The organism is Cupriavidus yeoncheonensis (genome assembly GCF_905397275.1).
In the GTDB taxonomy this organism is placed as follows: Bacteria; Pseudomonadota; Gammaproteobacteria; order Burkholderiales; family Burkholderiaceae; genus Cupriavidus; species Cupriavidus yeoncheonensis.
On the sequence record NZ_CAJPUY010000013.1, the window covers coordinates 69,550 to 93,154 of the forward strand.

24 protein-coding genes are annotated in these 23,605 nt (G+C 67.2%); 12 read left to right on the forward strand and 12 right to left on the reverse strand.

Annotated features, from left to right (window positions below; translation table 11 throughout):
- Nucleotides 1-27: 27 nt before the first annotated feature.
- On the reverse strand, nucleotides 28-1,146 hold the full coding sequence (gene egtD, locus KHO22_RS18535) for an L-histidine N(alpha)-methyltransferase (protein ID WP_211948627.1): 1,119 nt from the start codon (nucleotides 1,144-1,146) through the stop codon (nucleotides 28-30).
- 532 nt (nucleotides 1,147-1,678) lie between these two features.
- On the opposite strand from egtD, the gene KHO22_RS18540 reads away from it, so the two are divergent.
- The 3 genes from KHO22_RS18540 (at nucleotide 1,679) to KHO22_RS18550 (ending at nucleotide 3,826) form a co-directional block, all read left to right on the forward strand.
- Nucleotides 1,679-2,392, forward strand: a complete 714-nt coding sequence (locus tag KHO22_RS18540) for a TerC family protein (RefSeq protein WP_211948628.1) — start codon at nucleotides 1,679-1,681, stop codon at nucleotides 2,390-2,392.
- Nucleotides 2,393-2,534: 142 nt separating this feature from the next.
- Nucleotides 2,535-3,329, forward strand: coding sequence for a thymidylate synthase (locus tag KHO22_RS18545; RefSeq protein WP_211948629.1), 795 nt, complete (start codon nucleotides 2,535-2,537; stop codon nucleotides 3,327-3,329).
- On the forward strand, nucleotides 3,326-3,826 hold the full coding sequence (locus KHO22_RS18550; protein ID WP_211948630.1) for a dihydrofolate reductase: 501 nt from the start codon (nucleotides 3,326-3,328) through the stop codon (nucleotides 3,824-3,826). The genes KHO22_RS18545 and KHO22_RS18550 overlap by 4 nt, the downstream gene beginning before the upstream one ends.
- On the opposite strand, the gene KHO22_RS18555 is transcribed toward KHO22_RS18550, so the two are convergent.
- Nucleotides 3,827-4,162, reverse strand: a complete 336-nt coding sequence (locus KHO22_RS18555) for a hypothetical protein (RefSeq protein ID WP_211948631.1) — start codon at nucleotides 4,160-4,162, stop codon at nucleotides 3,827-3,829.
- Here KHO22_RS18555 and KHO22_RS18560 point away from each other — a divergent pair.
- The gene (locus KHO22_RS18560; RefSeq protein WP_211948632.1) at nucleotides 4,161-4,421 is read left to right on the forward strand and encodes a hypothetical protein; all 261 of its coding nucleotides are present in this window, start codon (nucleotides 4,161-4,163) and stop codon (nucleotides 4,419-4,421) included. The genes KHO22_RS18555 and KHO22_RS18560 overlap by 2 nt on opposite strands.
- 153 nt (nucleotides 4,422-4,574) lie before the next feature.
- Here the strand turns inward: KHO22_RS18560 and pmbA are convergent, their stop codons facing one another.
- Complete coding sequence (pmbA, locus tag KHO22_RS18565) at nucleotides 4,575-5,942, reverse strand: metalloprotease PmbA (protein ID WP_211948633.1); 1,368 nt, start codon at nucleotides 5,940-5,942, stop codon at nucleotides 4,575-4,577.
- A gap of 57 nt (nucleotides 5,943-5,999) precedes the next feature.
- Here pmbA and yjgA point away from each other — a divergent pair, with 57 nt between their 5' ends.
- The gene (gene yjgA, locus KHO22_RS18570) at nucleotides 6,000-6,608 is read left to right on the forward strand and encodes a ribosome biogenesis factor YjgA (protein ID WP_420839619.1); all 609 of its coding nucleotides are present in this window, start codon (nucleotides 6,000-6,002) and stop codon (nucleotides 6,606-6,608) included.
- On the forward strand, nucleotides 6,605-7,243 hold the full coding sequence (mog, locus tag KHO22_RS18575; RefSeq protein ID WP_211948635.1) for a molybdopterin adenylyltransferase: 639 nt from the start codon (nucleotides 6,605-6,607) through the stop codon (nucleotides 7,241-7,243). The genes yjgA and mog overlap by 4 nt, the downstream gene beginning before the upstream one ends.
- 20 nt (nucleotides 7,244-7,263) lie before the next feature.
- Here the strand turns inward: mog and KHO22_RS18580 are convergent, their stop codons facing one another.
- On the reverse strand, nucleotides 7,264-8,145 hold the full coding sequence (locus tag KHO22_RS18580; RefSeq protein WP_211948636.1) for an AEC family transporter: 882 nt from the start codon (nucleotides 8,143-8,145) through the stop codon (nucleotides 7,264-7,266).
- 93 nt (nucleotides 8,146-8,238) lie between these two features.
- Complete coding sequence (orn, locus tag KHO22_RS18585) at nucleotides 8,239-8,889, reverse strand: oligoribonuclease (protein WP_211948637.1); 651 nt, start codon at nucleotides 8,887-8,889, stop codon at nucleotides 8,239-8,241.
- 184 nt (nucleotides 8,890-9,073) lie between these two features.
- On the opposite strand from orn, the gene KHO22_RS18590 reads away from it, so the two are divergent.
- From KHO22_RS18590 to KHO22_RS18600, 3 genes are read left to right on the forward strand one after another with little or no spacing between them, the layout of a single operon-like run.
- Entirely contained in the window at nucleotides 9,074-10,321 is a 1,248-nt protein-coding gene (locus KHO22_RS18590; protein ID WP_211948638.1) for a M48 family metallopeptidase, read from the forward strand.
- Entirely contained in the window at nucleotides 10,318-11,289 is a 972-nt protein-coding gene (gene rsgA / locus KHO22_RS18595; RefSeq protein ID WP_211948639.1) for a ribosome small subunit-dependent GTPase A, read from the forward strand. The genes KHO22_RS18590 and rsgA overlap by 4 nt, the downstream gene beginning before the upstream one ends.
- Nucleotides 11,290-11,331: 42 nt before the next feature.
- On the forward strand, nucleotides 11,332-11,637 hold the full coding sequence (locus tag KHO22_RS18600; RefSeq protein ID WP_211948640.1) for a putative signal transducing protein: 306 nt from the start codon (nucleotides 11,332-11,334) through the stop codon (nucleotides 11,635-11,637).
- Nucleotides 11,638-11,710: 73 nt separating this feature from the next.
- Here the strand turns inward: KHO22_RS18600 and KHO22_RS18610 are convergent, their stop codons facing one another.
- Together KHO22_RS18610 and KHO22_RS18615 are read right to left on the reverse strand one after the other, a co-directional pair.
- Complete coding sequence (locus KHO22_RS18610) at nucleotides 11,711-12,706, reverse strand: CobD/CbiB family protein (protein ID WP_211948641.1); 996 nt, start codon at nucleotides 12,704-12,706, stop codon at nucleotides 11,711-11,713.
- A 253-nt stretch (nucleotides 12,707-12,959) separates the two neighbouring features.
- Nucleotides 12,960-13,658, reverse strand: coding sequence for a pirin family protein (locus KHO22_RS18615; RefSeq protein WP_211948642.1), 699 nt, complete (start codon nucleotides 13,656-13,658; stop codon nucleotides 12,960-12,962).
- A 151-nt stretch (nucleotides 13,659-13,809) separates the two neighbouring features.
- Between KHO22_RS18615 and KHO22_RS18620 the strand changes: the two genes are divergently transcribed.
- Complete coding sequence (locus KHO22_RS18620; protein ID WP_211948643.1) at nucleotides 13,810-14,733, forward strand: LysR family transcriptional regulator; 924 nt, start codon at nucleotides 13,810-13,812, stop codon at nucleotides 14,731-14,733.
- Between the two features lie 15 nt (nucleotides 14,734-14,748).
- Nucleotides 14,749-15,654, forward strand: a complete 906-nt coding sequence (gluQRS, locus tag KHO22_RS18625) for a tRNA glutamyl-Q(34) synthetase GluQRS (protein ID WP_211948644.1) — start codon at nucleotides 14,749-14,751, stop codon at nucleotides 15,652-15,654.
- 33 nt (nucleotides 15,655-15,687) lie between these two features.
- On the opposite strand, the gene KHO22_RS18630 is transcribed toward gluQRS, so the two are convergent.
- Nucleotides 15,688-17,184, reverse strand: a complete 1,497-nt coding sequence (locus KHO22_RS18630) for a DEAD/DEAH box helicase (protein ID WP_211948645.1) — start codon at nucleotides 17,182-17,184, stop codon at nucleotides 15,688-15,690.
- A gap of 321 nt (nucleotides 17,185-17,505) precedes the next feature.
- Between KHO22_RS18630 and KHO22_RS18635 the strand changes: the two genes are divergently transcribed.
- The gene (locus tag KHO22_RS18635) at nucleotides 17,506-17,691 is read left to right on the forward strand and encodes a hypothetical protein (protein WP_211948646.1); all 186 of its coding nucleotides are present in this window, start codon (nucleotides 17,506-17,508) and stop codon (nucleotides 17,689-17,691) included.
- A gap of 14 nt (nucleotides 17,692-17,705) precedes the next feature.
- Here the strand turns inward: KHO22_RS18635 and KHO22_RS18640 are convergent, their stop codons facing one another.
- The 4 genes from KHO22_RS18640 to hutC form a co-directional block, all read right to left on the reverse strand.
- Nucleotides 17,706-19,334: an acyl CoA:acetate/3-ketoacid CoA transferase gene (locus tag KHO22_RS18640; protein ID WP_211948647.1), complete on the reverse strand. Its 1,629-nt coding sequence runs from the start codon at nucleotides 19,332-19,334 to the stop codon at nucleotides 17,706-17,708.
- 173 nt (nucleotides 19,335-19,507) lie between these two features.
- Nucleotides 19,508-20,806 carry an MFS transporter gene (locus KHO22_RS18645; protein WP_211948648.1) on the reverse strand — a complete coding sequence of 433 codons (1,299 nt, stop codon included), beginning with the start codon at nucleotides 20,804-20,806 and terminating at the stop codon, nucleotides 19,508-19,510.
- A gap of 130 nt (nucleotides 20,807-20,936) precedes the next feature.
- Nucleotides 20,937-22,619, reverse strand: coding sequence for a urocanate hydratase (gene hutU / locus KHO22_RS18650; protein WP_211948649.1), 1,683 nt, complete (start codon nucleotides 22,617-22,619; stop codon nucleotides 20,937-20,939).
- A gap of 225 nt (nucleotides 22,620-22,844) precedes the next feature.
- On the reverse strand, nucleotides 22,845-23,600 hold the full coding sequence (gene hutC / locus KHO22_RS18655; protein WP_211948650.1) for a histidine utilization repressor: 756 nt from the start codon (nucleotides 23,598-23,600) through the stop codon (nucleotides 22,845-22,847).
- Nucleotides 23,601-23,605 lie beyond the last annotated feature (5 nt).

A 23,605-nucleotide genomic window follows, 5' to 3' on the forward strand; every position in this document is an offset into this window, starting at 1 on the left:
CCATTATGACACCAGGCAGAAGACGCTTCAGGCGCGCGCGTGGAACACCGCGAACCAGCCCAGCGGATCGGTCCAGTACACCGGGTCGTCGAAGCCGGCCGCTTCCAGCAGCAAGGCGAAATCGCCAGGCCGGTATTTGTAGGAATCCTCGGTATGGATGCGCTCGCCTGCGCCGAACCTGCGCTCGCCTCCATGCCAGCGCACCCTGACCGGCGCGCGCGCCTGCAGGTGCATCTGGATCCGTGACGCCTGGCGGTCGAAGCTCGCGACATGGCACCAATCGTCGACGTCGAAATCCGTCTCGACAATGCGGTTCACATTGCGCAGCACATTGCGGTTGAACGCGGCCGTGACGCCCAGCGGATCGTCATACGCGGCGACCAGTGTGCTCTCGTCCTTGACCAGGTCCACGCCGATCAATACGCCGTCGCCACGCCCTGCCGCGCCACGCAGCCGCTGCAACAAGGCGAGCGCGTCGATGGGTGAAAAATTGCCGATGCTGGAGCCCGGATAGAAGAACAGCCGCCTGCCGCGCTGGACGCTGCGCGGCAGGTCGAAGCTGCCGCACAGGTCCGCGCCGAGGCCGAGCATGGGGATGGCCGGATTCTGCTGCTGCAGGCACGACAACGTGCCGCGCAGGAACTCCACCGAGATGTCCAGCGCCACATACTGCGCCGGCCTCAGGCTGCCGAACAGCCGCGCGGCCTTCTCGCAATTGCCCGCACCCAGGTCGATCAGCACGCAGCTGCTGCCCGCACGCGCGGCAATGGCGGGCGCGGCGCTGGCGAAGATCGACGCTTCGGTACGCGTCGGGTAGTACTCGGGCAGGTCGGTGATCGCTTCGAACAGGCGCGAGCCCAGCACGTCGTAGAAGAACTTCGGGCTGATGCTCGCCTCGGACTGGCGCAAACCGGCCAGCACCTGACCGCGCAGGGCGCTGCTGTCTTCGTGGTACTGCTGGATGAATTCGGGCTGCGGCGGGACGGTCTTGGGCCCGTGGCCGTTGGCCACGGTCACGAGCGAGGGATGGCCGTCGTGCGCGCCGGCTGCGTCCCTGGCGTCTCGTGCGTCGTTTGCGTTGCGGTGGCCGAAGCCGGATGGATTGGCGGAGCGGGAACCATTAAGCGGGGTCGGGACAGCCGGCATGACGTTTCCTTGTGTGTGGTTGTGGGTCCACTTCTTGTTCCCCCAAGGCGGACGCGTCCCTGCCTGCGTGGGCGCGCCGGGTCCGGGATGCGCCGCCTGTGCTGTCCGGGACGCATCGGCCGAAAACCGATCTTCAAGCATAGGTGCCACATGGCGAATGTGCTTGCTGCAATGCAGCAATCCCCGCGCGGGCTTGGTGCCACAGGCGAACATCTGGCTCGCCCCCGTATCTTCCCCAATGCCGCCAGGACACAACAATTCGTTTATAATCCCGCCCAGCGCGGAAGCACTCTGGTCCGCGTCCCTTCAAAGGGGAGTAGCTCCGGGGCCATGCCCTTAGCACAATCGTCATTCCGAGACTGACGTCTCCGGTTGTGCTGACACTGGTGCGCAGACCGCGCCAGGCGTCGAGCAAGACCTTTGCAACCTGGAATCATGGTTTGCAAAGGCGACCCCGGTCCCCCCCGTCTCACTCCATGACTCCAGGCGAACCAAACGCGCGTTTGCGGCTATTCGTACTTGAGGAGAGTTCATGGAGTGGTTTACCGATCTGTTCACGATGCAGTTCCTGACGGCACTGCTGTCCATCGTCGTCATTGACCTGGTGCTGGCCGGCGACAACGCCATCGTGATTGCCCTGGCGGCGCGCAACCTGCCGCCGCAACTGCAAAAGAAGGCCATTGTCTGGGGCACCGTCGGTGCCGTGGTGGTGCGTTCGGCCATGACGATCGGCGTGGTCTGGCTGCTCAAGATTCCGGGCCTGCTGCTGATCGGCGGTCTCGCGCTGGTGTGGATCGCCTTCAAGCTGCTGTCCGACGAGGGCGACGGCGAAGGCCATGGCTCCGGCGCTTCGACCCTGTGGGGCGCGATGAAGACGATCATCATCGCCGACGCGGTGATGGGCGTGGACAACGTGCTGGCCGTGGCCGGCGCCGCGCACGGCAGCTTCCTGCTGGTGGTGCTGGGCCTGCTGATCAGCATCCCGATCGTGGTGTGGGGCTCGAGCCTGGTGCTCAAGCTGATGTCCCGCTTCCCGGCGATCATCTACATCGGCGCCGGCGTGCTGGCCTTCACGGCCGTGAAGATGATCGTGCACGAGCCGCTGGTCAAGGCGTTCTTCGAAGCCAACCCGGTGATCAACTGGGGCCTGTACGTGCTGATCATCGGCGGCGTGCTGGGTGCCGGCTACCTGGTGCAGAAACGCCGGGGTCAATCCCAGGCGCAGCAACCGGCCGGCAGCCACTAAGGCTCGCGGCCAAGCCAGGGCCCGCCCTGGCCGCCCACCGGAAGGGCCGCAAGAAGGGCCACCCGAAGGGGTGGCCCTTCTTGCTTTAAAATGCCAGCTTTGCGGGCCCGTGCCCGCGTCACTTCTTCCCCGCCCCGCGCCGATGAAACAGTATCTCGACTTCATGCGCCATGTGTACGAGCATGGCACCGAAAAGGCCGATCGCACCGGCACCGGCACGCGCTCGGTGTTCGGCCACCAGATGCGCTTCGACCTGCGCGAAGGCTTCCCGGTGGTCACTACCAAGAAGCTGCACCTGAAGTCGATCATCCTGGAACTGCTGTGGTTCCTGCAGGGCTCGACCAACGTGCGCTGGCTGCAGGAGAACGGCGTTTCGATCTGGGACGAATGGGCTGACGAAAACGGCGAACTGGGCCCGGTCTACGGCTCGCAGTGGCGCTCGTGGCCCACGCCCGATGGCCGCCACATCGACCAGATCACCGACCTGGTGAACCAGATCCGCGCCAACCCGGACTCGCGCCGGCTGATCGTCTCCGCCTGGAACGTGGCCGACATCCCGCGCATGAAGCTGCCGCCATGCCACGCGTTCTTCCAGTTCTACGTGGCCGACGGACGCCTGTCCTGCCAGCTCTACCAGCGCAGCGCCGACATCTTCCTGGGCGTGCCGTTCAATATCGCCAGCTACGCGCTGCTCACGCACATGATCGCGCAGCAGACCGGGCTGGACGTGGGCGACTTCATCTGGACCGGCGGCGACTGCCATATCTACAGCAACCACTACGAGCAGGTGCGGACGCAGCTTGCGCGTGAGCCGCTGCCGCTGCCGACGCTGAAGATCGTGCGCAAGCCGGACAGCATCTTCGACTACCGCTACGAAGACTTCGAACTGGTCGGCTACCAGTCGCATCCCGCCATCAAGGCACCGGTGGCCGTATGACGCTGCTGACCCTTGTCGTCGCCCGCGCCCGCAACGGCACCATCGGCCGCAACAACACGCTGCCGTGGCGCTTGCCGGAAGACCTGGCGCATTTCAAGCGCACCACGCTGGGCGCGCCGATCATCATGGGCCGCAAGACCTGGGACTCGATCGGCCGACCGCTGCCGGGGCGCCGCAATATCGTGGTGAGCCGCAATACCGCGCTGAAACTGGAAGGCGCCGAAGTGGCCGGCTCGCTCGAAGACGCGCAATTGCTGTGCATCGGTGTCGAGCAGGTGTTCCTGATCGGCGGTGCGCAGCTCTATGCCGAAGCGCTGCCCAGCGCGGACCGGCTCGTGGTGACCGAGATCGATGCCGATGTCGAAGGCGATGCGTTCTTTCCCGCCATCGACCGGGCGCAGTGGGTCGAGACGTCGCGCGAGACGCATCACTCGGAAGCGAATGGCTTCGACTACGCCTTTGTGACGTACGACCGGCCTCCCTCGGGTGAAGAGTAGTCAGCCCGCAAGCCAGGCAATATGAAAGCAGGTGCGATCGGCACCTGTTTTTTTTGGGTTGGTCGCGGACGCCGCAACGCTCTTGACAGTCGGATCATCAATCTGTCGCCGATGCACGAACAGCCGCCGCGAGGTGTTGGCCGGCAGCCAACATGGCCTTGCCGTCCTGGTCAGGCCACGGGCGCACGGAAAATCGTATTTCCCCTTTTCTTTCAGGGACTTGAGATACCCGGAAAGGGCTTTGACCCGCTCTGGCACACCCTGTGCGTATATGCCTGCGAGCGCAGCAAACGTGCTCTCAGCCAACCAGCCAGCCATACCCAAGGAGTCGATCATGTCCCTGACCATCCAGAACCTCCCGCTCGAACAAGACCTTGACCGCGCCAAGATGGGCGCAGTGCGCGGCGGCAGCCTGTTCCTGAACAGCGCCGTCAATGCCATCGCCGGCGGCGGCGGTGTCATGTTCGCCAGCCCCAACACCATCGTGGCGCCAGTCACGCAAGTCGATGCCTCGACCCGCACGGACGTCGACATGAAGAGCGTCATGAACTCGATCAACAATGTGGGGGGTGTCGTCGCGGCGCTGCAGCACTGAGCCACGCGACCGGAGCGGAGGAAGGGATCGGAGAAGCCGGCGCCAGTTCGCGCTATCCGTCCCATGCAGGGCCCGGCAGCGGTACGCCGGGCGCAAAAAAAGACCGCCCGATTTCGGGCGGTCTTTTTTTGCTCTGGCCGGGGCAGCGTGCCGTCAGTTGCCGGCGATCGTCATCTGTTCGATCAGGATCGAGCCCGTCTCCTTGGTGCCGCGCACCAGGGAATCCGAGCCGATGGCAACGATCTGGCGGAACATCTCGGCCATATTGCCGGCAATGGTGATCTCCTCGACCGGATACTGGATCTCGCCGTTCTCGACCCAGTAGCCCGAGGCGCCGCGCGAATAGTCGCCGGTCACGTAATTGACGCCCTGCCCCATCAGTTCCGTCACGAGCAGGCCGGTGCCGAGCTTTTTCAGCATGCCGCGGAAATCGTCGCTGGCGGTGGCGAGACTGCTGGTCAGCGTCAGGTTGTGCGAGCCGCCGGCGTTGCCCGTGGTCTGCATGCCGAGCTTGCGCGCCGAGTAGGTCGAGAGGAAGTAACCCTCGACCACGCCGTCGCGCACGACGTCACGCTCGCGGGTCCGCACGCCCTCCTCGTCGAACGGCGCGCTGCCCATGGCGCCGGGAACGTGGGGCCGCTCGTGGATCTGGATATGCGGGGCGAACACCGCCTTGCCCAGCGTGTCATGCAGGAAGGTGGACTTGCGATACAGCGCGCCGCCCGAGACCGCCTGCACGAAGGCGCCGAGCAGGCCGGCGGCCAGCGGTGCTTCAAACAGCACCGGACAGCGGCGCGTGGACAGCTTGCGCGCGTTCAGGCGGGCCAGCGCGCGTTCGGCGGCATAGCGGCCGATGTCTTCCGGCGCGGCCAGCGCCAGCGGCGAACGCTTGGACGAGTACCAGTCGTCGCGCTGCATGCCGCTGCCCGAGCCGGCGATCGGCGCGCAGGAAATGAAGTGGCGCGAATACGGATAGCCGCCCGTGAAGCCGCGCGTGGTGGCCAGCACGAACTGCGAATGCTGCGCCGATACGCTTGCGCCATCGCTGTTCTTGATGCGCGGCGACACCGCCAGCGCGGCGGCTTCGGCGCGGCGCGCGATGTCGATGGCGCCTTCGGCATCGATGGTCCAGGGGTGGAACAGGTCCAGGTCGCGCGGCTCGCGTTCGAGCAGTTCTTCCTCGGCCAGGCCGGCGCAGTCGTCCTCGGCGGTAAAGCGGGCGATGTTGTAGGCCGCCTCGGCCGTGGCGCGCAGCGCGGCCGGCGAAAAGTCCGAGGTGCTGGCATTGCCGCGGCGCTTGCCGATCAGGACCGTCACGCCGACCACCTTGTCGCGATTCTGCTCGATGGTCTCCACCTGCCCCTTGCGCACCGACACGGACAGGCCGCTGCCCTCCGAGATCTCGGTCGCGGCGTCGGTCGCGCCGAGCTCGCGTGCCACACGCAGCACATCGGCCGCCATCTCGCTGAGCTGGGCCTGGGTATAGGTGAAATGCGCGGTCTGTTCGGCGATGGAATCCATGCTGGGCGGTGTCATCAAAGGTGCAAGCGGGAATCATAGCAAGATAAAATGCCGTCCATGACGCGAAATTCCCGTAATTCCCCCGGCTCCCGCTTTCCTGGCGCCTTTGCGCCGGAACCCGATATGGACGAGCCCAAAAGCAAGTCGCAGAAGAAGCGCGACATGACCGCCCTGCAGGCCATTGGCGCTGAACTGGAAGCCCTGCCCAAGGACCGCCTGACGCGCGTCCCGATGCCCGAAGCGCTGGCCGACGCCATCCACGAAGCACGGCGCACCACCAGCCACGAAGGCAAGCGGCGGCAGATGCAGTTCGTGGGCAAGGTCATGCGTGGCCTGGAAGACGACGAAGTGGACGCCATCCGCGGCGCCCTCGAAGGCTTCAAGGGCACCAGCAAGGCCGAGACCGCGCGCATGCACCTGATCGAACGCTGGCGCGAGCTGCTGCTGGCCGACGACGCCGCGCTCACCCGCTTCCTGGGCGAGCACCCCGGCAGCGACGTGCAGACCCTGCGCAACATCATCCGCAGCGCCCGCAGGGAAAAGGAGCAGGCCAAGCCGCCGCGCTACTTCCGCGAGCTGTTCCAGGCCATCAAGACCGCGCTGGAAGCCAAGGACGGCGCGGCAGCGGCAAGCGAGCAACCCCCTACCCCGGAGCCCGACGCATGACGCAGACCACGCAACCGATCGCCCGCAACCACCCCGACGAGCTCGTGGTCGGTTTCGTCTCGATTTCCGACCGCGCTTCGGCCGGCACCTACCAGGACGAAGGCATCCCGGCGCTGCGCGAATGGTTTGGCCGCACGCTGACCTCGCCCTGGCAGGGCGTCGAGCGGCTGATCCCGGATGAGCAGGCGCTGGTCTCGCGCACGCTGATCGATCTGGTGGACGTCGCCGGTTGCGACCTGGTCCTGACCACCGGCGGCACCGGGCCCGCGCGCCGCGATGTCACCCCCGAAGCCACGCTGGCGGTGGCGACCAAGGAGATGCCCGGCTTCGGCGAGCAGATGCGCCAGGTCAGCCTGCATTTCGTGCCGACGGCGATCCTGTCGCGCCAGGTGGCGGTGATCCGCGAAACGGCGAGCCGCGCGGCGCTGATCATCAACCTGCCGGGCCAGCCACGCGCCATTCGCGAAACGCTCGAAGGCCTGCGCGACGAGGCCGGCAAGCCGGTCGTCCAGGGCATTTTTGCGGCGGTGCCCTACTGCATCGACCTGATCGGCGGCCCCTACGTCGAGACCGACGAGAGCGTGGTGAAGGCCTGGCGGCCCAAGCAGGCGATCCGCAGCAAGCCCGCCGCCTGAGCGGCAGCAAACCCCGGGGCTTAGCGCAGGCCCAGGTAGAGCCCCACCGGCACGAACAGCACGGCGGCAATATTGCCGAGCATCACGATCGATGCCACCTGGTCCGGCTCCTGCCGGAAGTGGTCGGCCACCAGGAAGTTCAGCACCGCTGGCGGCAGCGCGGCAAAGACGAAGAGCAGTCCGCGCTGCAGCCCGGTCAGCGGCACCCAGTGCGCGAGCGCCAGCGCCACCGCGATGCCCGTGAGCGGACATGCGACGGCCCCCACGATCCCCATGCCCCAGTTGCGCAGGCTCACGTCCTTCATGCGCACACCAAGCGCGAACAGCATCAGCGGGACCGTGGCATCGCCGAGCAGCTTGATGGACTGGTAGACCGGCTCCGGCAATGCGAACCACGGCTTGGCCAGCGACAGCCCCACGCCGGCCACGGTAGCCAGCACCATCGGGTTGCGCGCGATCTGCGTGATCGAAGCATGGCGGTTGACGATCTTCATGCCGATCGTGAAATGCATGAGATTCGATGCCGCGAACAACGCCACCGCAGGCGCCAGGCCGGCCGGCCCGAAGGCAAAGACCGACAGCGGCAGCCCCATGTTGCCGCAGTTGTTGAACATCATCGGCGGCACGAAGGTGCGCGGATCGACCCGCAGCGCGCGCGCAACGATCCACGCGAGCACGCCCGAGCCGATCACCACCGCGATCGCGCAGGCCAGCAGCACGAGCTGGTCGGCCAGCACGAACTCCTTGCTGACGAAGGCCGACACCACCAGCAGCGGCGCGATCACGTCCAGCGTCGCGCGGTTGATGCCCGCCATGTCCGGGTGCGCCTTGCGTCCGTACAGCCAGCCCACCAGGATGATCAGGATGACCGGCGTGATGATGGAGACGATGCGGGCAAACATGGGACGGGCTGAGCGGGCGGAGCGAAGCTAAGGCGGCCCGCACGATGCAGGCGGGCGGCGTGACCGGCCGCTGGCCGGCCCGCCGGTTCTTGTTTATTGCGCGGCGGTGTCGGCGCCCGGCGTGGCGGGCGCTGCAGGTGCAGCCGGTGCAGCCGGTGCAGCCGGTGCAGCAGGCGTATGGCGAATGAAGTGCGTGCGGTAGTAGCGCAGTTCCTCGACCGACTCCAGGATATCGGCCAGCGCCGTATGCAGCTGGCGCTTGACGAAGCCCTTGTGGATCGCCGGCTCCCAGCGCTTGCACAGCTCCTTGAGCGTCGACACGTCCAGGTTGCGGTAATGGAAGAACGCCTCCAGCTTGGGCATGTAGCGCGCCATGAAGCGGCGGTCCTGGCAGATCGAGTTGCCGCACATCGGCGACTTGCTGGCCGGCACCCAGCGCTTGAGGAAGGCCAGCAGCTCGGCTTCGGCCTGCTCTTCGGTCAGGGTCGAGGCCTTGACCTTGTCGATCAGGCCCGAGCGGCCATGGGTGCCTTTGTTCCAGTTGTCCATGCCGTCGAGCACGGCGTCGGACTGGTGGATCACCAGCACCGGGCCCTCGGCCAGGATGTTGAGTTCGGAATCGGTCACGACGATCGCAACCTCGATGATGCGGTCGTTTTCCGGCGACAGGCCGGTCATCTCCATGTCCAACCAGACCAGGTTGTGTTCACTCTTGACGGATTTGGTGGCGGATTGGCTTGTCATCTGGACTGCGGTGTCTGGCTGTAGGGAAAAGCGCCGCGGAAGTCCCGCGCGCGCGAACAACTTATAATTCTCGCATATCGTCCGTCGTGTCCGTCGCAGCGCACCTGCGGCGCCCCACGCGGATAACCTGCGCAGCGTCGGTCACCCGTGGTCGCCACTGCCTTCGCCAACAAGGCTCCTGCCGATGTTCACCCTCATATTCCTCGCCGCGCTGGTCGTCATGGTGCTAACCAAGCTGTGGCTGGCGGCCCGCCAGGTGCGCCATGTTGGCCTGCACCGCAACGCCGTGCCGCCCCGCTTTGCCGACACCATCGCGCTGCCATCGCACCAGAAGGCAGCCGACTACACCATTGCGCGCACGCGCCTGTCGATGCTCGAGGTACTGGCCGGCGCAGCGGTGCTGATCGGCTTCACCATGCTGGGCGGGCTGCAGTGGCTGAACCAGTTCTGGCTCGGCATGTTCGGCCCCGGCTATCCCTACGGCGTGGCGCTGATCGCAAGCGTGGCGCTGATCGGCGGGGTGGCGGAGCTGCCCTTCACGCTGTATGGCCAGTTCGGCATCGAGGAGCGCTTCGGCTTCAACAAGATGACGCCCGGCCTGTGGCTGGCCGACATGGTCAAGATGCTGCTGGTCGCCTGCGCGCTGGGCCTGCCGCTGCTGCTGGCGGTGCTCTGGCTGATGGACCGCGCCGGCAGCCTGTGGTGGGTCTGGACCTGGCTGGTGTGGATGGCCTTCAACCTGCTGCTGCTGATCGTGTTCCCCACCTTCATCGCGCCGCTGTTCAACAAGTTCGAGCCGCTCGACGATGAGTCGCTGCGCCAGCGCATCGAGGCACTCATGCGGAAATGCGGCTTTGCCAGCAAGGGCCTGTTCGTGATGGACGGCAGCAAGCGCAGCGCGCACGGCAATGCCTACTTCACCGGCTTTGGCGCGGCCAAGCGCATCGTCTTCTTCGACACGCTGCTCTCGCGCCTGTCGGGCGACGAGATCGAGGCGGTGCTGGCGCATGAACTCGGCCACTTCAAGCGCCGCCACGTGGCCAAGCGCATCGTCGTGACGTTCGCGCTGAGCCTGGTCTTCCTGGCCCTGCTGGGCTGGCTGTCGACGCGCACGTGGTTCTATACCGGGCTGGGCGTGGCGCCCAACCTGGGCGTCTCCAACAGCGCGCTGGCGCTGGTGCTGTTCTTCCTGACGCTGCCGGTGTTCACTTTCCTGCTGGGCCCCCTGTCCAGCCAGTCGTCGCGCCGGCACGAGTTCGAGGCCGATGCCTTTGCCGCGGACCAGACCAACGCCAGCCACCTGGTCTCGGCACTGGTCAAGCTGTACAAGGACAACGCTTCCACGCTGACGCCCGACCCGCTCTACAGCGCGTTCTACTACTCGCACCCGCCCGCCGCGCAGCGGATCGACCGACTGCTGGCGCACGCATGAGCCGCACCAGCCGACACCGTATCGCCGGCGGTAATACCGGCACCGGCAAGACCGCCGAAGGCGCCCTGGTCATTGCCGCGCACGGCCGCCACTACGTGGTGGAGCTGGCCGACGGCACGCACATGCACGCGTTCCCGCGCGGCAAGAAGAGCGACACCGCGGTGGGCGACCATGTCAGCGTGGAACGCACCGCGGTCGACCAGTGCGTGATCACCGCCGTCAGGCCGCGCAAGAACCTGCTGTACCGCTCTGACCAGTTCAAGTCCAAGCTGCTGGCGGCGAATATCGACCAGGTGGTGGTCGTGCTGGCCACCGAGCCTGGTTTTTCGGAGGATCTGCTCGGGCGCGCGCTGGTCTCGGCCGAGGCCATGGAGATCCGCCCGCTGATCCTGCTCAACAAGACCGACCTGCCCGACCGCCTCGACGATTCGCGCCGCAGGCTCGCGCTGTACCGGGACCTCGGCTACGACACGGTCGAGCTGTCGGTGCACGGTGCCCCGGACGATGCCCTGGCCGCGCTGAAGCCGCGTCTGGCCGGGCTCGCCAGCATCCTGATCGGCCAGTCGGGCATGGGCAAGTCGTCGCTGCTCAACCTGCTGATCCCGGGTGTGGAGGCGCAGACGCGCGAGATCTCGGCCAAGCTCGATTCCGGCAAGCACACCACGACCTTCACGCGCCTGTACCACCTGCCGCCCGAATGGGGCAACGTGGATGGCCACGGGGGTTGCCTGTTCGATTCGCCGGGCTTCCAGGAATTCGGCCTGCACCACCTGAGCGAGGGCATGCTGGAACGCGCGTTCCCGGAATTCCGGCCGCTCCTGACCGAGTGCCGCTTCTACAACTGCCACCACGTCAACGAGCCGGGCTGCGGCGTGCTGGCCGCGATCGAGAACGGCGGCATTTCGGAGCGCCGCCACCAGCTCTACACGCAGCTCCTGCACGAATCCAGCCAGCAGAAGCCCTGGTAGCCGTGGTAAGGTGGCTGCACCTGCATTGCCGGTGCGCTGCCAATGAAACTGCTGCTGTCCGCCACCTCGATCGTGCACGCGGCGCATTGCCGCAACGTGTTGCGCGCTGCCGGCATCCGCGCCGAACTGCGCAACACGTGGCTGTCAGGCGCGATCGGCGAAATCCCGTTCCGGGAAAGCGCGCCGCAGGTCTGGATTCTCGATGATCACATGGAGGCGCAGGCCTGGGCCGCGCTGAAAACGGCGGCGGAACCGCCGCCGGGGCCGCACTGGCAGTGCCGCCACTGCCACGAATGGCATGAGCCGCAGTTCGGCGCCTGCTGGCGCTGCGGCGCGTCGCGGGATTAGATCAGCCGACCGGTCAGCCCACCGGTCAGCCCACCGCTCAGCCCACCGCTCAGCCCAGCGCTCAGCCCACCGCTCAGCCCACCCAAAGCGCCAGCGACAGCATCGCCAGCAGCAGCATCCACAGCACCACGGCGCGCCACACCAGCCCCACCGCAGACTGCAGCGTACGCACGCCCGGCTCCGCGCCGAACTCCGGCGCCACGGGCTCGGGGCCGTTGTCCTCTTCCATGCCCGGTGCGTAGTCGATCGCGGGGCCAGCCGCCATGCTGGTGCGCAGCACGACGCTGGAGTCGTCTTCCGGTAGCGGCGTGCCCAGGCGCACGCCCAGCGCCCCGCCACCGCTTGCGAGCAGGATGCCGTTGACCGCGTCGTTCCACTTGCGGGCGTGGTTGCGCCACGCGTAGACCGCGTCCTCGAAATTGCCCACGATCGCAAACCCGATCGCCGTCAGCCGCGAAGGCACCCAGTCGAGCACGTAGAACGCGCGCGCGGCGAAGCGGCCCAGCGCCGGGCTGCGTTCGGTCGACGGCAGGTTCCACTGGCGGCCCAGGAATTCGGCGGCGCGGTACAGCACCACCCCGCCCGGCCCGATCGGCACCAGGAACCAGAAGAACACGCCGAACACATGGCGGTGCACGGCCACGATCGCCGCTTCAAGCGTGTGGCGCACGATCTCGGTCACCGGCATCTCGATGGTGTCGATGCCGGTCCACTCATGCAGCAGCGCGCGCGCCGCGAGCAGGTCGTCGCGGTTCAGCGCCTCGTGGATATCGGTGAAATAGTGGCTGAACTGGCGGAAGCCCAGCGTCAGGTACAACACCAGCACGTTCCACGCGAGCGTGAGCGCGACGCTGATCGACGCGAGCAGGTAGTGCACCACCATCACGGCCAGCGTGAGCGGCAGCACCACGGTGAGCCAGGCCAGCGCGGCGTCGCGCGGGCGGCCGGTGTCGAACGCGTGTTCGGCGCGGTCACCCAGCGCGCGCACGATCTCGTGGATCGGGTTGTTGCGACCCAGGGCGCGGAACTGCTCTGCGATCAGCGCCAGGAGAACGGATACGAAGGTCATCTCGGTACTGGGTGACGGGCCCGGTGTCGGCCAGGCCGGAAACTAGGGGGCGGCAACCTGCCGGCGATGTGCCGGGCCGGTCGCAAATACATAGCGAGAAGATAGCACAGCGGTACATGCCCGACGACGATACCGCCCTAAGAACCCATTTCAAAATGGGTTCTAAAGGCAGACAGCCCGCGGGCGCGGGCCGGCGGGCTGTGTTGGAACGGCGGTGCAGCGCGTCGGTTCCGCGCCGGCCCGGCCCCCGGGATCAGGGCAGGTCGAAGACCAGGACTTCGGCGCCTTCGCCCTGCGTCAGCGCCAGGGCGTCCACGGACTCCAGCTTGGCCGCGTCGCCGGTTTCCAGCGTCTGGCCATTGATGGCGATCCGGCCACGCGCCACATACACGTAGGCACGGCGTCCGGGCTGCAGCGCCAGCGTGGCGGACTCGTCGCCGTCGAACAGGCCTGCGTACAGGCGCATGTCCTGATGCACGAGCACCGAGCCTTCCGCGCCATCCGAGCTGGCAACCAGACGCAGCCGGCCGCGCTTGTCCTCCGCATCGAAGCGCTTTTCCTCATAGCCCGGCTCGATGCCGGTCTGGTTCGGCATGATCCAGATCTGCAGGAAATGCGTGGTGTCGTGGGCGGCGTGGTTGTACTCCGAATGCCGCACGCCGGTGCCTGCGCTCATGCGCTGCACGTCGCCCGGGCGGATCACGCTGCCGTTGCCCATGCTGTCCTTGTGCGCCAGCTCGCCTTCCAGCACATAGCTGATGATTTCCATGTCGCGGTGACCATGGGTGCCAAAGCCCATGCCCGGCGCGACGCGGTCCTCATTGATCACGCGCAGCGGCCCGAACTGGGTGTGCTGCGGATCGTAGTAGTCGGCAAAGGAGAACGAGTGATACGACTTCAGCCAGCCATGGTCCGCGTAACCGCGCTCTTCCGACCTTCTGATTTCAATCATTTTGATGGCCCTCCTTGTGGCCCTGGCTTGCCTTCCCTCTACGGCTTAGTGCCGTGGGATATGGCGTTTGCTTACGATGCTAGGAAGTTTAGGCGCAGTGGCGTATATTGAACGGCATCGTCTTAGAAGTAATCATTCAGAATTTCTGAATATGCCACTCTCCCTCGAATCCCTCGAAGTCCTGGACGCCATCGAACGCAAGGGCAGCTTCGCCGCCGCCGCCCACGAGATGGGCAAGGTGCCCTCCGCGCTGACCTATGTGGTGCGCAAGCTCGAAGAAGACCTCGACGTCCTGCTGTTCGACCGCCGCCGGCACCGGGCCGAACTGACGCCGGCCGGGCGCGCGTTGCTGGATGAAGGGCGTCACCTGCTCCACGCGGCGGACGACCTGGCGCGGCGGGTCAAGCGGCTGGCTACGGGCTGGGAGGCCACGCTGACCATCGTGGTGGACGACCTGATCAACTTTCGCGCCCTGCTGCCCGTCATCCAGGATTTCTACGACGAGAACACGGCCACGCGGCTGCGCTTTGCCAAGGAAGTGCTCGGCGGCGCCTGGGACGCGCTGGTCAACAACCGCGCCGACCTGGTGATCGGCGGCGCTTATGACGCCCCCAGCACGCAGGGTTTCCAGATCCGGCCGATGGGCAGCATGCCCTTTGTCTTCGCCGTGGCCGCGCATCACCCGCTCGCGACCGAGGAAGGGCCGCTGACGACCGTCCAGATCGCCAGGCACCGGATCGTGGCCGTGGGCGACACCTCGCGCAACCTGCCGGCGCGTACGCACGGCGTGCTGGCCGGACAGGACGTGCTGGTCGTGCCGACCATGCGCGACAAGCTCGAAGCGCAGATCCGTGGCCTTGGCTGCGGCTGGTTGCCGGCGCCGATGGCGCAGCCGCACATCGAAAGCGGCGTGCTGCAGGCGCGCGAGACCGTCGAAGTGCGCGCGCCCGGCAACTTCAAGGTGGCCTGGCGCACGAGCAATCGCGGCAAGGCGCTGCAATGGTGGGCGGGCAAGCTCGAAGACCCGCGGCTGGCGCAGGCACTGCTGCAGCAGCAACCGGACCTGGGCGGCTGAGGCGGAGATACGCGCATGGCAGTATCCGCCAGCGGCTACCGCGGTCGCTTTGCCCCATCGCCCACCGGCCCGCTGCACATGGGTTCGCTGGTGACCGCACTGGCCACGTGGCTCGACGCGCGCGCGCATGACGGCCAGTGGCTGGTGCGGATCGAAGACATCGACTATCCGCGCTGCGTGCGCGGCGCCGACACGGACATCCTGCAGACGCTCGAACGGCTGGGCCTGGTGCCCGACGAAGCGCCGGTCTGGCAAAGCCGGCGCGAGGCCCTCTACGCCGACGCGCTGCATCGCCTGGACATGGCCGACCAGCTCTACCCCTGCGGCTGCTCGCGCAAGGAAATCGCCGATTCGCTGCTGCATGTGCGCGAACGGCACCAGACGCTCGGCTATCCGGGCACCTGCCGCAACGGGCTCAATGGCAAGCTGCCGCGCGCGTGGCGCGTGCGCGTGCCGGACGGCCCGGGGGCCACCATCTGCTTCGACGACCGCTGGCAGGGCCGGCAATGCCAGGACCTTGAAACCGAGGTGGGCGACTTCGTACTGCGCCGCGCCGACGGGCTATGGGCCTACCAGCTTGCGGTGGTGGTCGACGACGGCCTGCAGGGCATCACGCACATCGTGCGCGGCGCCGACCTGCTCGACTCCACGCCACGCCAGATCCACCTGCAGCACCTGCTCGGGCTGCCGACGCCCACTTACCTGCACGTGCCCGTGGTGGTCAACACGGTCGGAGAAAAGCTGAGCAAGCAGAGCGGCGCCCAGGCGATCGACACGAGCGCTCCGCTCGACGCGCTACGCATGGCCGGCGAGCACCTCGGGCTGCGAAATGTCGGGAAGGATGTGAAGGATTGGCTCGAACGAGCCACCGCGGACTGGCTGCAGCGCCTGACGACGCTGCCAGCCGTGGCCGGGCGCTGACAGGCAGCGCCGGCCTCGCGGCTCACGCGATGATCAGGACTTGCGCGGCGCGCCGCCCAGCAGGGCCGCGACGGGGCGCTTGGGCGCCTGGCGGCCACGCGACAGCGCCGCCGCAATCATCTCTTCGGCAGGCTTGGCCGAGCTGCTGTTCGGGCTGGGCTCGTAGGGACGCGAGAAGAACGGGTCGTCCGACGGCCGGAACGCGTTGCGGCCACCGCCGTGGTCCGGGCGGCGCCGACGGTCATCGCCACCTTCACTGTCACCGTTGCCGCGCGCGCGGCGCACGTCCACGCGCTGGCGGCGTCGGTCGGAGTCTTCCTGGCGGGCCTTCTCGCCGGTGGGATCGAATCCCTCCAGCGTGCTGCGCGGGACGCTGCGCTTGATCAGCTTCTCGATGTCGACCAGCAGGCGCTCGTCGCTCGGCACGTAAATCGACAGCGCGTCGCCGCTGGCGCCAGCGCGGCCGGTACGGCCGATGCGGTGCACATAGTCTTCGGCACTGAACGGCAGGTCGAAATTGATCACGCACGGCATATCGGGGATGTCGAGGCCGCGCGCCGCCACGTCAGTGGCCACCAGCGAATCGATGGAGCCGTTCTTGAAGCCTTCCAGCGTCTGCATGCGCTCGGTCTGGGTCTTGTCGCCGTGGATCGCCGCGGCGTTGATGCCCTCGCGCTCCAGGTGGCGCGCCAGGCGCGAGCAGCCGATCTTGCTGTTGACGAACACGATGCACTGGCGCGACAGGCCCTGCTCGGCGCGCTGGCGCAGCAGGTGCACCACGGCAGCCTGCTTGTGGCCGTCTTCCACCTGGTACACCATCTGGCGCACGTTCTCGTTGGTGGAGTTGCTGCGCGCCACCTCGATGGTGACCGGCTGCTTCAGGTAGCTCGCGGCCAGGCGCTTGATCTCGGGCGAGAACGTGGCCGAGAACAGCAGCGTCTGGCGCTGCGCCGGCAGCAGGTTGATGATGCGCTGCAGGTCGGGCAGGAAGCCCATGTCCAGCATGCGGTCGGCTTCGTCCAGCACCAGCATCTGCACCTGCGACAGGTTCACCGCCTTCTGCTGCACGTGGTCCAGCAGGCGGCCCGGCGTGGCCACCAGGATTTCCACGCCGCGGCGCAGGGCGTCGGTCTGCGGATTCATGTCCACGCCGCCGAACACCACCGTGCTGCGCAGGTCGGTGTGCTTGGCGTAGCGCGCAACGTTGTCATAGACCTGGTCGGCCAGCTCGCGCGTGGGCGTGAGCATCAGCGCGCGCACCGGGTGGCGCGCCGGCGAGGCGCTCGCGTTGGCCATCGGCAGCAGGCGCTGGATGATCGGCAGCGCAAAACCAGCGGTCTTGCCGGTGCCGGTCTGGGCGGCGCCCATCACATCCTTGCCGAGCATCACCACGGGGATGGCCTGCGCCTGGATCGGCGTCGGCTTGGTATAGCCTTGCTCGGACAGGGCGCGCAGGATGAGCGCGTCCAGGCCAAAGCTCTCGAACGTCTGCTCGGCTGTGTTCTGGTCAGGTAGGGTCGTTGTCGTCATGGTATCGGGGTGTGGCGGGAGGCGAACCCGGCACAAACGGATACGCGTCTGGAACTCATCTCGCCTTGCTAGAGGCCGGATCCGGGGCGGATCTCGGCGCGGCAATGCCTTCAACGGCATTTGCCCAAGCGAATCAAAGACTTACATTCTAGCACCTCTGCCGCCGCACTGAACAGGTGGGCGACGCGGCACAGCAGGTTTCCCAATTCAGTGTGGACACCGCGGGTTTCAACAACATGTCACATGGCGGCGCGATGATGCACGTCACAACCCGCCGGTCATTGGGACTGGCCCACCGCAGAATACGACAAGAATATCGACATGGACCTGGACTTCCTTCGCCTCGCGCGCGACCGCTTCCTGCAGACTTCCACCATCTTCCTGGGACTGGCTGGCGTGCCGGTCCTGGCCATGCCGTCCGGCAGCCCCGCAAGCCCGCCAGACGGCTCCAGCCCGCCGTTGCCCGCGTGGCCGTTTGCGCAGCACGGCCTGCCGGCAACGGCCTGACCAACCGGGCGTACTCAGAGGCACATCGGCCCGGCCCGGAACAGGCGCGCATCCATCTCGCGCAGGTCCTCCGCCACGGCCACAGGCGTGGCGCACTGGTCAAGCACGTCGCGCTGCAGGTCCATGCCCGGCGCGATCTCGATCAGCGTGAGGCGCGGCTCGCCCCCGTCGCCGGCCCGCATCTCGAACACGGCCCGCTCGGTGATGTACAGCACGGAAATACCCAGCGACGCTACATAGGGGCCGTTGAAGCTCAGGTGCGAAACCTCGGGCACGATCTTCTTCACGCGCCCTTCGCGCACGATCTGCAGCTTGCCGTCGACGGCGCGGACTTCCAGCCCGCCCGCCGTCAGCGTGCCCATGAACACGACGGCGCGCGCACTCTGCGTGATGTTGATGAATCCACCTACGCCGGCAATCAGCGCGCCCTCGCCCTCGCCGAACTTGCTGACGTTGACGTTGCCGTGGCCATCCAGCTCCGCCAGGCCGAGGATGGCCAGGTCGATGCCACCGCCTTCGTAGAAATCGAACTGCGCGGGCTGGTCCACCACCGCCTCGGGATAAGCCGATGCGCCGAAGCTCAGGCCGTCGGCCGGGGTGCCGCCAATCGGCCCGGCCTCCACCGTCAGCGTAAAGCCGTCGAGCCCCGCTTCGGCGGCCATCATGCCGACTGCTGCCGGCATGCCGACGCCAAGGTTGACCACGCGCGGCCGGCGGCTGCCGAGTTCCATGGCGGCACGGCGCTGCACGATGGTCCGTGCGTCGGGCGCGGTGCCTGCCGGCGTCACCGCGGCGGGCGGCGGGCTGGCCGACTCGCCCTGCCAGGGCGTGACGTAGGCCGGATTGAACGACTCGGCAAACGTCATCTGGTGGTTGGCGGGGTTCTCGCAGACGACCACGTAGTCCACCAGGATGCCGGGCACGTGGATCGCATGCAGGTTCTCGTGATGATCCACCAGGCTTTCGACCTGCGCGATCACGATGCCGCCGGAATTGTGCGCGGCCTGCGCCATCGCCAGCAGTTCATGGTGGAAGGCTTCGCGATGCGTGCTGAGGTTGCCGCGCGTGTCGGCGGCCGTGCAGCGCAGCAGCGCGCAATGGATCGGGAAGCTCGGATAGAACAGGTATTCGTCGCCGCGGAAATCCACCGCCTCGACCCAGTTGGCCTTGCCATCCGCCAGCGCGCGGCGCGCGCGCTCATTGACGGCACCGCCGTGGTAGCGCGGGTCCCGGTCCGTGCGCGGATCGACGAAGGTGTGCAGGCCGATCTTCGTCATCACGCCGGGCTTGCCCCCGGCGATCGCTCGATACAGGTGCGTGAGCACGCCCTGCGGCAGGTTGTAGCCCTCGCACTGCTCGGCCATGGCCAGCGTGGCCAGGCGCGTCGCGGAGCGCCAGTGGCCGCCGACGATGCTGGCCGTCATGCCGGCATTGCCGAAGTGGTTCACACCACGCGCGCCGCGGTCGCCCTGTCCGGCCGAGTACACCAGCGTGAGCTCGCGCGGCAGTCCGCCATGCAGGAAACGCTGCTCCAGCGCCTCGGTCACGGCCTCGGCATGGCCGGCGCCGACAAACCCTGCACTCGCTACGGTCCAGCCGTCCTGCACGAGCGCGGCCGCTTGCTGCGCGGTAATCACCTTCATGGCGGTCTCCGGATGCCTGTCATCGGCATGTCCCGCGCCGTGGCGGGATATGCGCTTTATCGAACCCGTGTTCGCAAGACGCATATCGTACGGAGTCGCCGGCATGGGACGCAAGTCCGGGCCGCCGCCGGCGGGCATGTCCGCGCTGGCTCGGCAGCCGTCGACCACGGCACTCACTTCAGGCGGCGCCCCAGCGTCTCGGGCACCAGCGCCAACCCGATCAGCGACACCAGCCCGCAAGCAATCACGTAGAGCGCCGGCGCATTGGTGTCACCGGTAATCTGGATCAGGCGCGTCGAGAAGTACTGCGCAAAGCCGCCGAAGATGGCAATCGCCACGCAGTAGGCAATCGACAGGCCGGTGGCGCGCAAGCGCTGCGGCAGCACCTCGCTGACCAGCACCATCGAGGCCGGCGCGGTCATCGACATCGGCACCGACAGGCAGGCCACCACCACCAGCAAGCGTGCCAGCGAAGGCTCGGCGTTGATCAGCACGAATGCCGGGTAGACCATCACCAGCAGCGCCACGCGCGACCACAGCACCACGGTCTTGCGGCCGATGCGGTCGGCCAGCCGGCCGGCGAACGGCGACAGCGCCACCTGCACCAGCGCCGCGATGCAGCCGGCCCAGATGCTCAGCGACAGCGGCATCTTCAGCACGCTCACGGCATAGTTGCTGAGGTAGTAGATGACGATATAGGTCGACGAGGCCAGGCCGATCATCAGCAGGATGCTGGCAAGCACCTCGCGTGCATGCCGGCGCAGCAGCGGCCATTGCGCGGCGTGCTCGCCGTGATGCAACGGCGCGGCGGTTTCTTCCAGCCGGCGGCGGATCACCAGGCCGACCGGAATCACGAGAATGCCGATCAGGAACGCCAGGCGCCAGCCCCACGCTTCCAGTTCGGCCGGCGCCAGCACATTGCTGAGCACCAGGCCGGTCACCGCGCCCAGCAGCGCCGCCAGGCCCTGGCTGAACGGCTGCCATGCGGTATAGAAGCCGCGCGTGCGGTCATCGGCGTACTCGAGCAGCAGCGCGGTGGACGCGCCCATTTCGCCGCCGATGGCAAAGCCCTGCACCAGCCGCGCCACCACCACCATCACCGGCGCCAGGATGCCGATCTGCGCGTACGACGGCGTCACCACGAAGATCAGCGAGCTCAGGCCCATCAGCCACAGCGTCAGCGCGACGGCCGGCTTGCGCCCGGCGCGGTCGGCATACATGCCGATCAGCAGGCCGCCGAGCGGGCGCATCAGGAAGCCGACGCCAAACGTGGCGAACGACATCAGCAACTGCCCCGTCGGATTCTCGACAGGAAAATACAGCCGGCCGATCAGCGTGGCAAAGAAGCTGTAGACGACGAAATCGTAGAACTCCAGGCCATTGCCGATGGTGATCGCGGCAATGGCCCGCGCGCGTGACAGCTGCGGCTGTGGCGCCGCAACCGCCGCGCCGGCGGTGCTTTGAATGGACATGGGTGTCTCCGTGAACGGTATCGCAACGGGCCGGGCGCGTGGGCAACCCGCCCGTCCAGGCAGCTCTTGTTGGCAGGTCTCGTCAGTGGCGCAATCAGTCGCGCAATCCGTCGCGCAATCCGTCGCGCACTCAGTCGCGCAACATCGGCAGGTCCAGGCCCTGCTCGCGTGCGCAGTCGACGGCGATGTCGTAGCCCGCATCGGCATGGCGCATCACGCCGGTGGCCGGATCATTGTTCAGCACGCGCGCGATGCGCGCGGCGGCTTCATCGGTGCCGTCGCAGACGATCACCACGCCCGAATGCTGCGAGAAGCCCATGCCGACACCACCGCCGTGGTGCAGGCTCACCCAGGTCGCGCCGCTCGCGGTGTTGAGCAGCGCATTGAGCAGCGGCCAGTCGGAGACAGCGTCCGAGCCGTCCCGCATGGACTCGGTCTCGCGGTTCGGGCTGGCGACCGAGCCCGAATCGAGGTGGTCGCGGCCGATCACGACCGGCGCGGACAGCTCGCCGCTGCGCACCATCTCGTTGAACGCCAGGCCCAGCCTGGCGCGCTGGCCCAGGCCCACCCAGCAGATACGCGCTGGCAGGCCCTGGAAGCTGATGCGCTCGCGCGCCATGTCGAGCCAGCGATGCAGGTGGGCGTCGTCGGGGATCAGTTCCTTGACCTTGGCGTCGGTCTTGTAGATGTCCTGCGGATCGCCCGACAGCGCGGCCCAGCGGAACGGGCCGATGCCGCGGCAGAACAGCGGTCGGATATAGGCCGGCACGAAGCCCGGGAAATCGAACGCATTGTCGACGCCCTCTTCCTTGGCCATCTGGCGGATGTTGTTGCCGTAGTCGAAGGTCGGCACGCCCAGCTTCTGGAAGGCCAGCATGGCGCGCACATGCGCGGCCATCGAGGCCTTGGCGGCCTTCACCACCACGGCCGGCTCGCGCTGGGCGCGCTCGCGGTATTCGTCCCAGCCCCAGCCGGCGGGCAGGTAGCCGTTGAGCGGATCATGCGCGCTGGTCTGGTCGGTGACCATGTCCGGGCGCACCCCGCGGCGCACCAGCTCGGGCAGCACTTCGGCGGCGTTGGCGCACAGCGCGATCGAGACCGACTTGCCTTGCGCGGTGTAGCGGTCGATGCGCGCCAGCGCGTCGTCCAGGTCGGTGGCCTGCTCGTCGACATAGCGCGTCTTCAGGCGGAAGTCGATGCGGCTCTGCTGGCATTCGATGTTCAGCGAGCACGCGCCGGCCAGCGTCGCGGCCAGCGGCTGCGCGCCGCCCATGCCGCCCAGGCCCGCGGTCAGCACCCAGCGGCCCTTGAGGCTGCCGCCGTAATGCTGGCGGCCGGCCTCGACAAAGGTTTCATACGTGCCCTGCACGATGCCCTGGCTGCCGATATAGATCCACGAGCCGGCGGTCATCTGGCCGTACATGGCCAGGCCTTTGGCGTCGAGCTCGTTGAAGTGCTCCCAGTTGGCCCAGTGCGGCACCAGGTTGGAGTTGGCGATCAGCACGCGCGGCGCGTCGCGGTGGGTGCGGAACACGCCGACCGGCTTGCCGGACTGGACCAGCAGGGTCTCGTCGTCTTCCAGGCGGGTCAGCACCTCGACGATGCGGTCATAGCATTCCCAGTTGCGCGCGGCGCGGCCGATGCCGCCGTAGACCACCAGTTCCTTCGGGTTCTCCGCGACCTCGGGATCGAGGTTATTCATCAGCATGCGCAGCGGCGCTTCGGTCAGCCAGCTTTTGGCGGTCAGCTGGTTGCCACGCGGGGCACGGATCTCAACATCGCGGAATCGCGGGTTCTGGGGGTTCTCACTCACGGCAGCTCCTTCGGAATCACTGGCCCGGCCACGCCGGGAAACATCACCTGATAGGGGTGTATAGTCTTGTATATACAAGCACAGATGTATTGGGGTATTCCCGAGTTATTCCTAAGGATCGGCAAGATCAGCGGCCAGATGTGACGATGCCCGGACCTGGCCGGGCATCGGGTGCAGTCATCGCTATCTGAAATCAGGCGGATACGAGGCGCCTAGCGCTCCTCGTCAGGACTTGAACCGTCCTTCCAGCCGGTGCATGGAGCCCGGATGAAGCAGGCGCACCGACGTCACGACGCGGCTGGCGGACCACGTGCGGCGACGGATCAGCAGGCATGGCTCCCCGCGATCGATCTGCAGCAGCGCACATTCGTCGGGCGTGGCCAGCACGGCCTCGACCACGTGCTCGCCCTCGGTGAGCGGCGCTACGCGCGACAGGTATTCGTACGGCGTCTGGCGGGTGAAGTCCTGCGCCAGATAGTCGGGCGCCACCGTCGCGTTGACATAGCGGTCCTCGAGCTGGATCGGCACATCATCCTCGTAATGCACGATCACCGTGTGGAACACGCGCTGCCCCTCGCCCACATCGAGCGCGGCTGCGCGCGCGGCACCCGCCGGCTCCTCGCTGCTCTTCACCACCCTGGCATGGTGGCGGCGGCCGCGTGCCGCGATCTCCTCGGCGATATTGTTGACCGCGTACAGCGCCGAATTGCGCTTGGGCTCGGCGACAAATGTGCCGACACCCTGCATGCGCACCAGCAACCCGTCAGCCGTCAGCTCCCGCAGCGCGCGGTTCACCGTCATGCGGCTTACGCCGAGTTCCTCGACCAGCTCGGTTTCGGACGGCACGCGATGATGCGGCGGCCAGCTGCCGTCGCCGATCTTGCCGCTGATGTATTGCTTGACGCGCGCGTAGAGCGGCGCCGGCAGCGTGTCGGACAGCCCGGCGGCGGGCCGGCCCGGCTGTGCGGAGGCTTGAGACAACTGTT

Excerpts from the sequence above, each read along its gene's own strand:
- egtD (WP_211948627.1), bottom strand. The coding sequence starts at position 1,146 with ATGCCGGCTGTCCCGACCCCGCTTAATGGTTCCCGCTCCGCCAATCCA.
- KHO22_RS18540 (WP_211948628.1), top strand. The coding sequence starts at position 1,679 with ATGGAGTGGTTTACCGATCTGTTCACGATGCAGTTCCTGACGGCACTG.
- KHO22_RS18545 (WP_211948629.1), top strand. The coding sequence starts at position 2,535 with ATGAAACAGTATCTCGACTTCATGCGCCATGTGTACGAGCATGGCACC.
- KHO22_RS18550 (WP_211948630.1), top strand. The coding sequence starts at position 3,326 with ATGACGCTGCTGACCCTTGTCGTCGCCCGCGCCCGCAACGGCACCATC.
- KHO22_RS18560 (WP_211948632.1), top strand. The coding sequence starts at position 4,161 with ATGTCCCTGACCATCCAGAACCTCCCGCTCGAACAAGACCTTGACCGC.
- KHO22_RS18555 (WP_211948631.1), bottom strand. The coding sequence starts at position 4,162 with ATGATCGACTCCTTGGGTATGGCTGGCTGGTTGGCTGAGAGCACGTTT.
- pmbA (WP_211948633.1), bottom strand. The coding sequence starts at position 5,942 with ATGGATTCCATCGCCGAACAGACCGCGCATTTCACCTATACCCAGGCC.
- yjgA (WP_420839619.1), top strand. The coding sequence starts at position 6,000 with ATGACGCGAAATTCCCGTAATTCCCCCGGCTCCCGCTTTCCTGGCGCC.
- mog (WP_211948635.1), top strand. The coding sequence starts at position 6,605 with ATGACGCAGACCACGCAACCGATCGCCCGCAACCACCCCGACGAGCTC.
- KHO22_RS18580 (WP_211948636.1), bottom strand. The coding sequence starts at position 8,145 with ATGTTTGCCCGCATCGTCTCCATCATCACGCCGGTCATCCTGATCATC.
- orn (WP_211948637.1), bottom strand. The coding sequence starts at position 8,889 with ATGACAAGCCAATCCGCCACCAAATCCGTCAAGAGTGAACACAACCTG.
- KHO22_RS18590 (WP_211948638.1), top strand. The coding sequence starts at position 9,074 with ATGTTCACCCTCATATTCCTCGCCGCGCTGGTCGTCATGGTGCTAACC.
- rsgA (WP_211948639.1), top strand. The coding sequence starts at position 10,318 with ATGAGCCGCACCAGCCGACACCGTATCGCCGGCGGTAATACCGGCACC.
- KHO22_RS18600 (WP_211948640.1), top strand. The coding sequence starts at position 11,332 with ATGAAACTGCTGCTGTCCGCCACCTCGATCGTGCACGCGGCGCATTGC.
- KHO22_RS18610 (WP_211948641.1), bottom strand. The coding sequence starts at position 12,706 with ATGACCTTCGTATCCGTTCTCCTGGCGCTGATCGCAGAGCAGTTCCGC.
- KHO22_RS18615 (WP_211948642.1), bottom strand. The coding sequence starts at position 13,658 with ATGATTGAAATCAGAAGGTCGGAAGAGCGCGGTTACGCGGACCATGGC.
- KHO22_RS18620 (WP_211948643.1), top strand. The coding sequence starts at position 13,810 with ATGCCACTCTCCCTCGAATCCCTCGAAGTCCTGGACGCCATCGAACGC.
- gluQRS (WP_211948644.1), top strand. The coding sequence starts at position 14,749 with ATGGCAGTATCCGCCAGCGGCTACCGCGGTCGCTTTGCCCCATCGCCC.
- KHO22_RS18630 (WP_211948645.1), bottom strand. The coding sequence starts at position 17,184 with ATGACGACAACGACCCTACCTGACCAGAACACAGCCGAGCAGACGTTC.
- KHO22_RS18635 (WP_211948646.1), top strand. The coding sequence starts at position 17,506 with ATGGACCTGGACTTCCTTCGCCTCGCGCGCGACCGCTTCCTGCAGACT.
- KHO22_RS18640 (WP_211948647.1), bottom strand. The coding sequence starts at position 19,334 with ATGAAGGTGATTACCGCGCAGCAAGCGGCCGCGCTCGTGCAGGACGGC.
- KHO22_RS18645 (WP_211948648.1), bottom strand. The coding sequence starts at position 20,806 with ATGTCCATTCAAAGCACCGCCGGCGCGGCGGTTGCGGCGCCACAGCCG.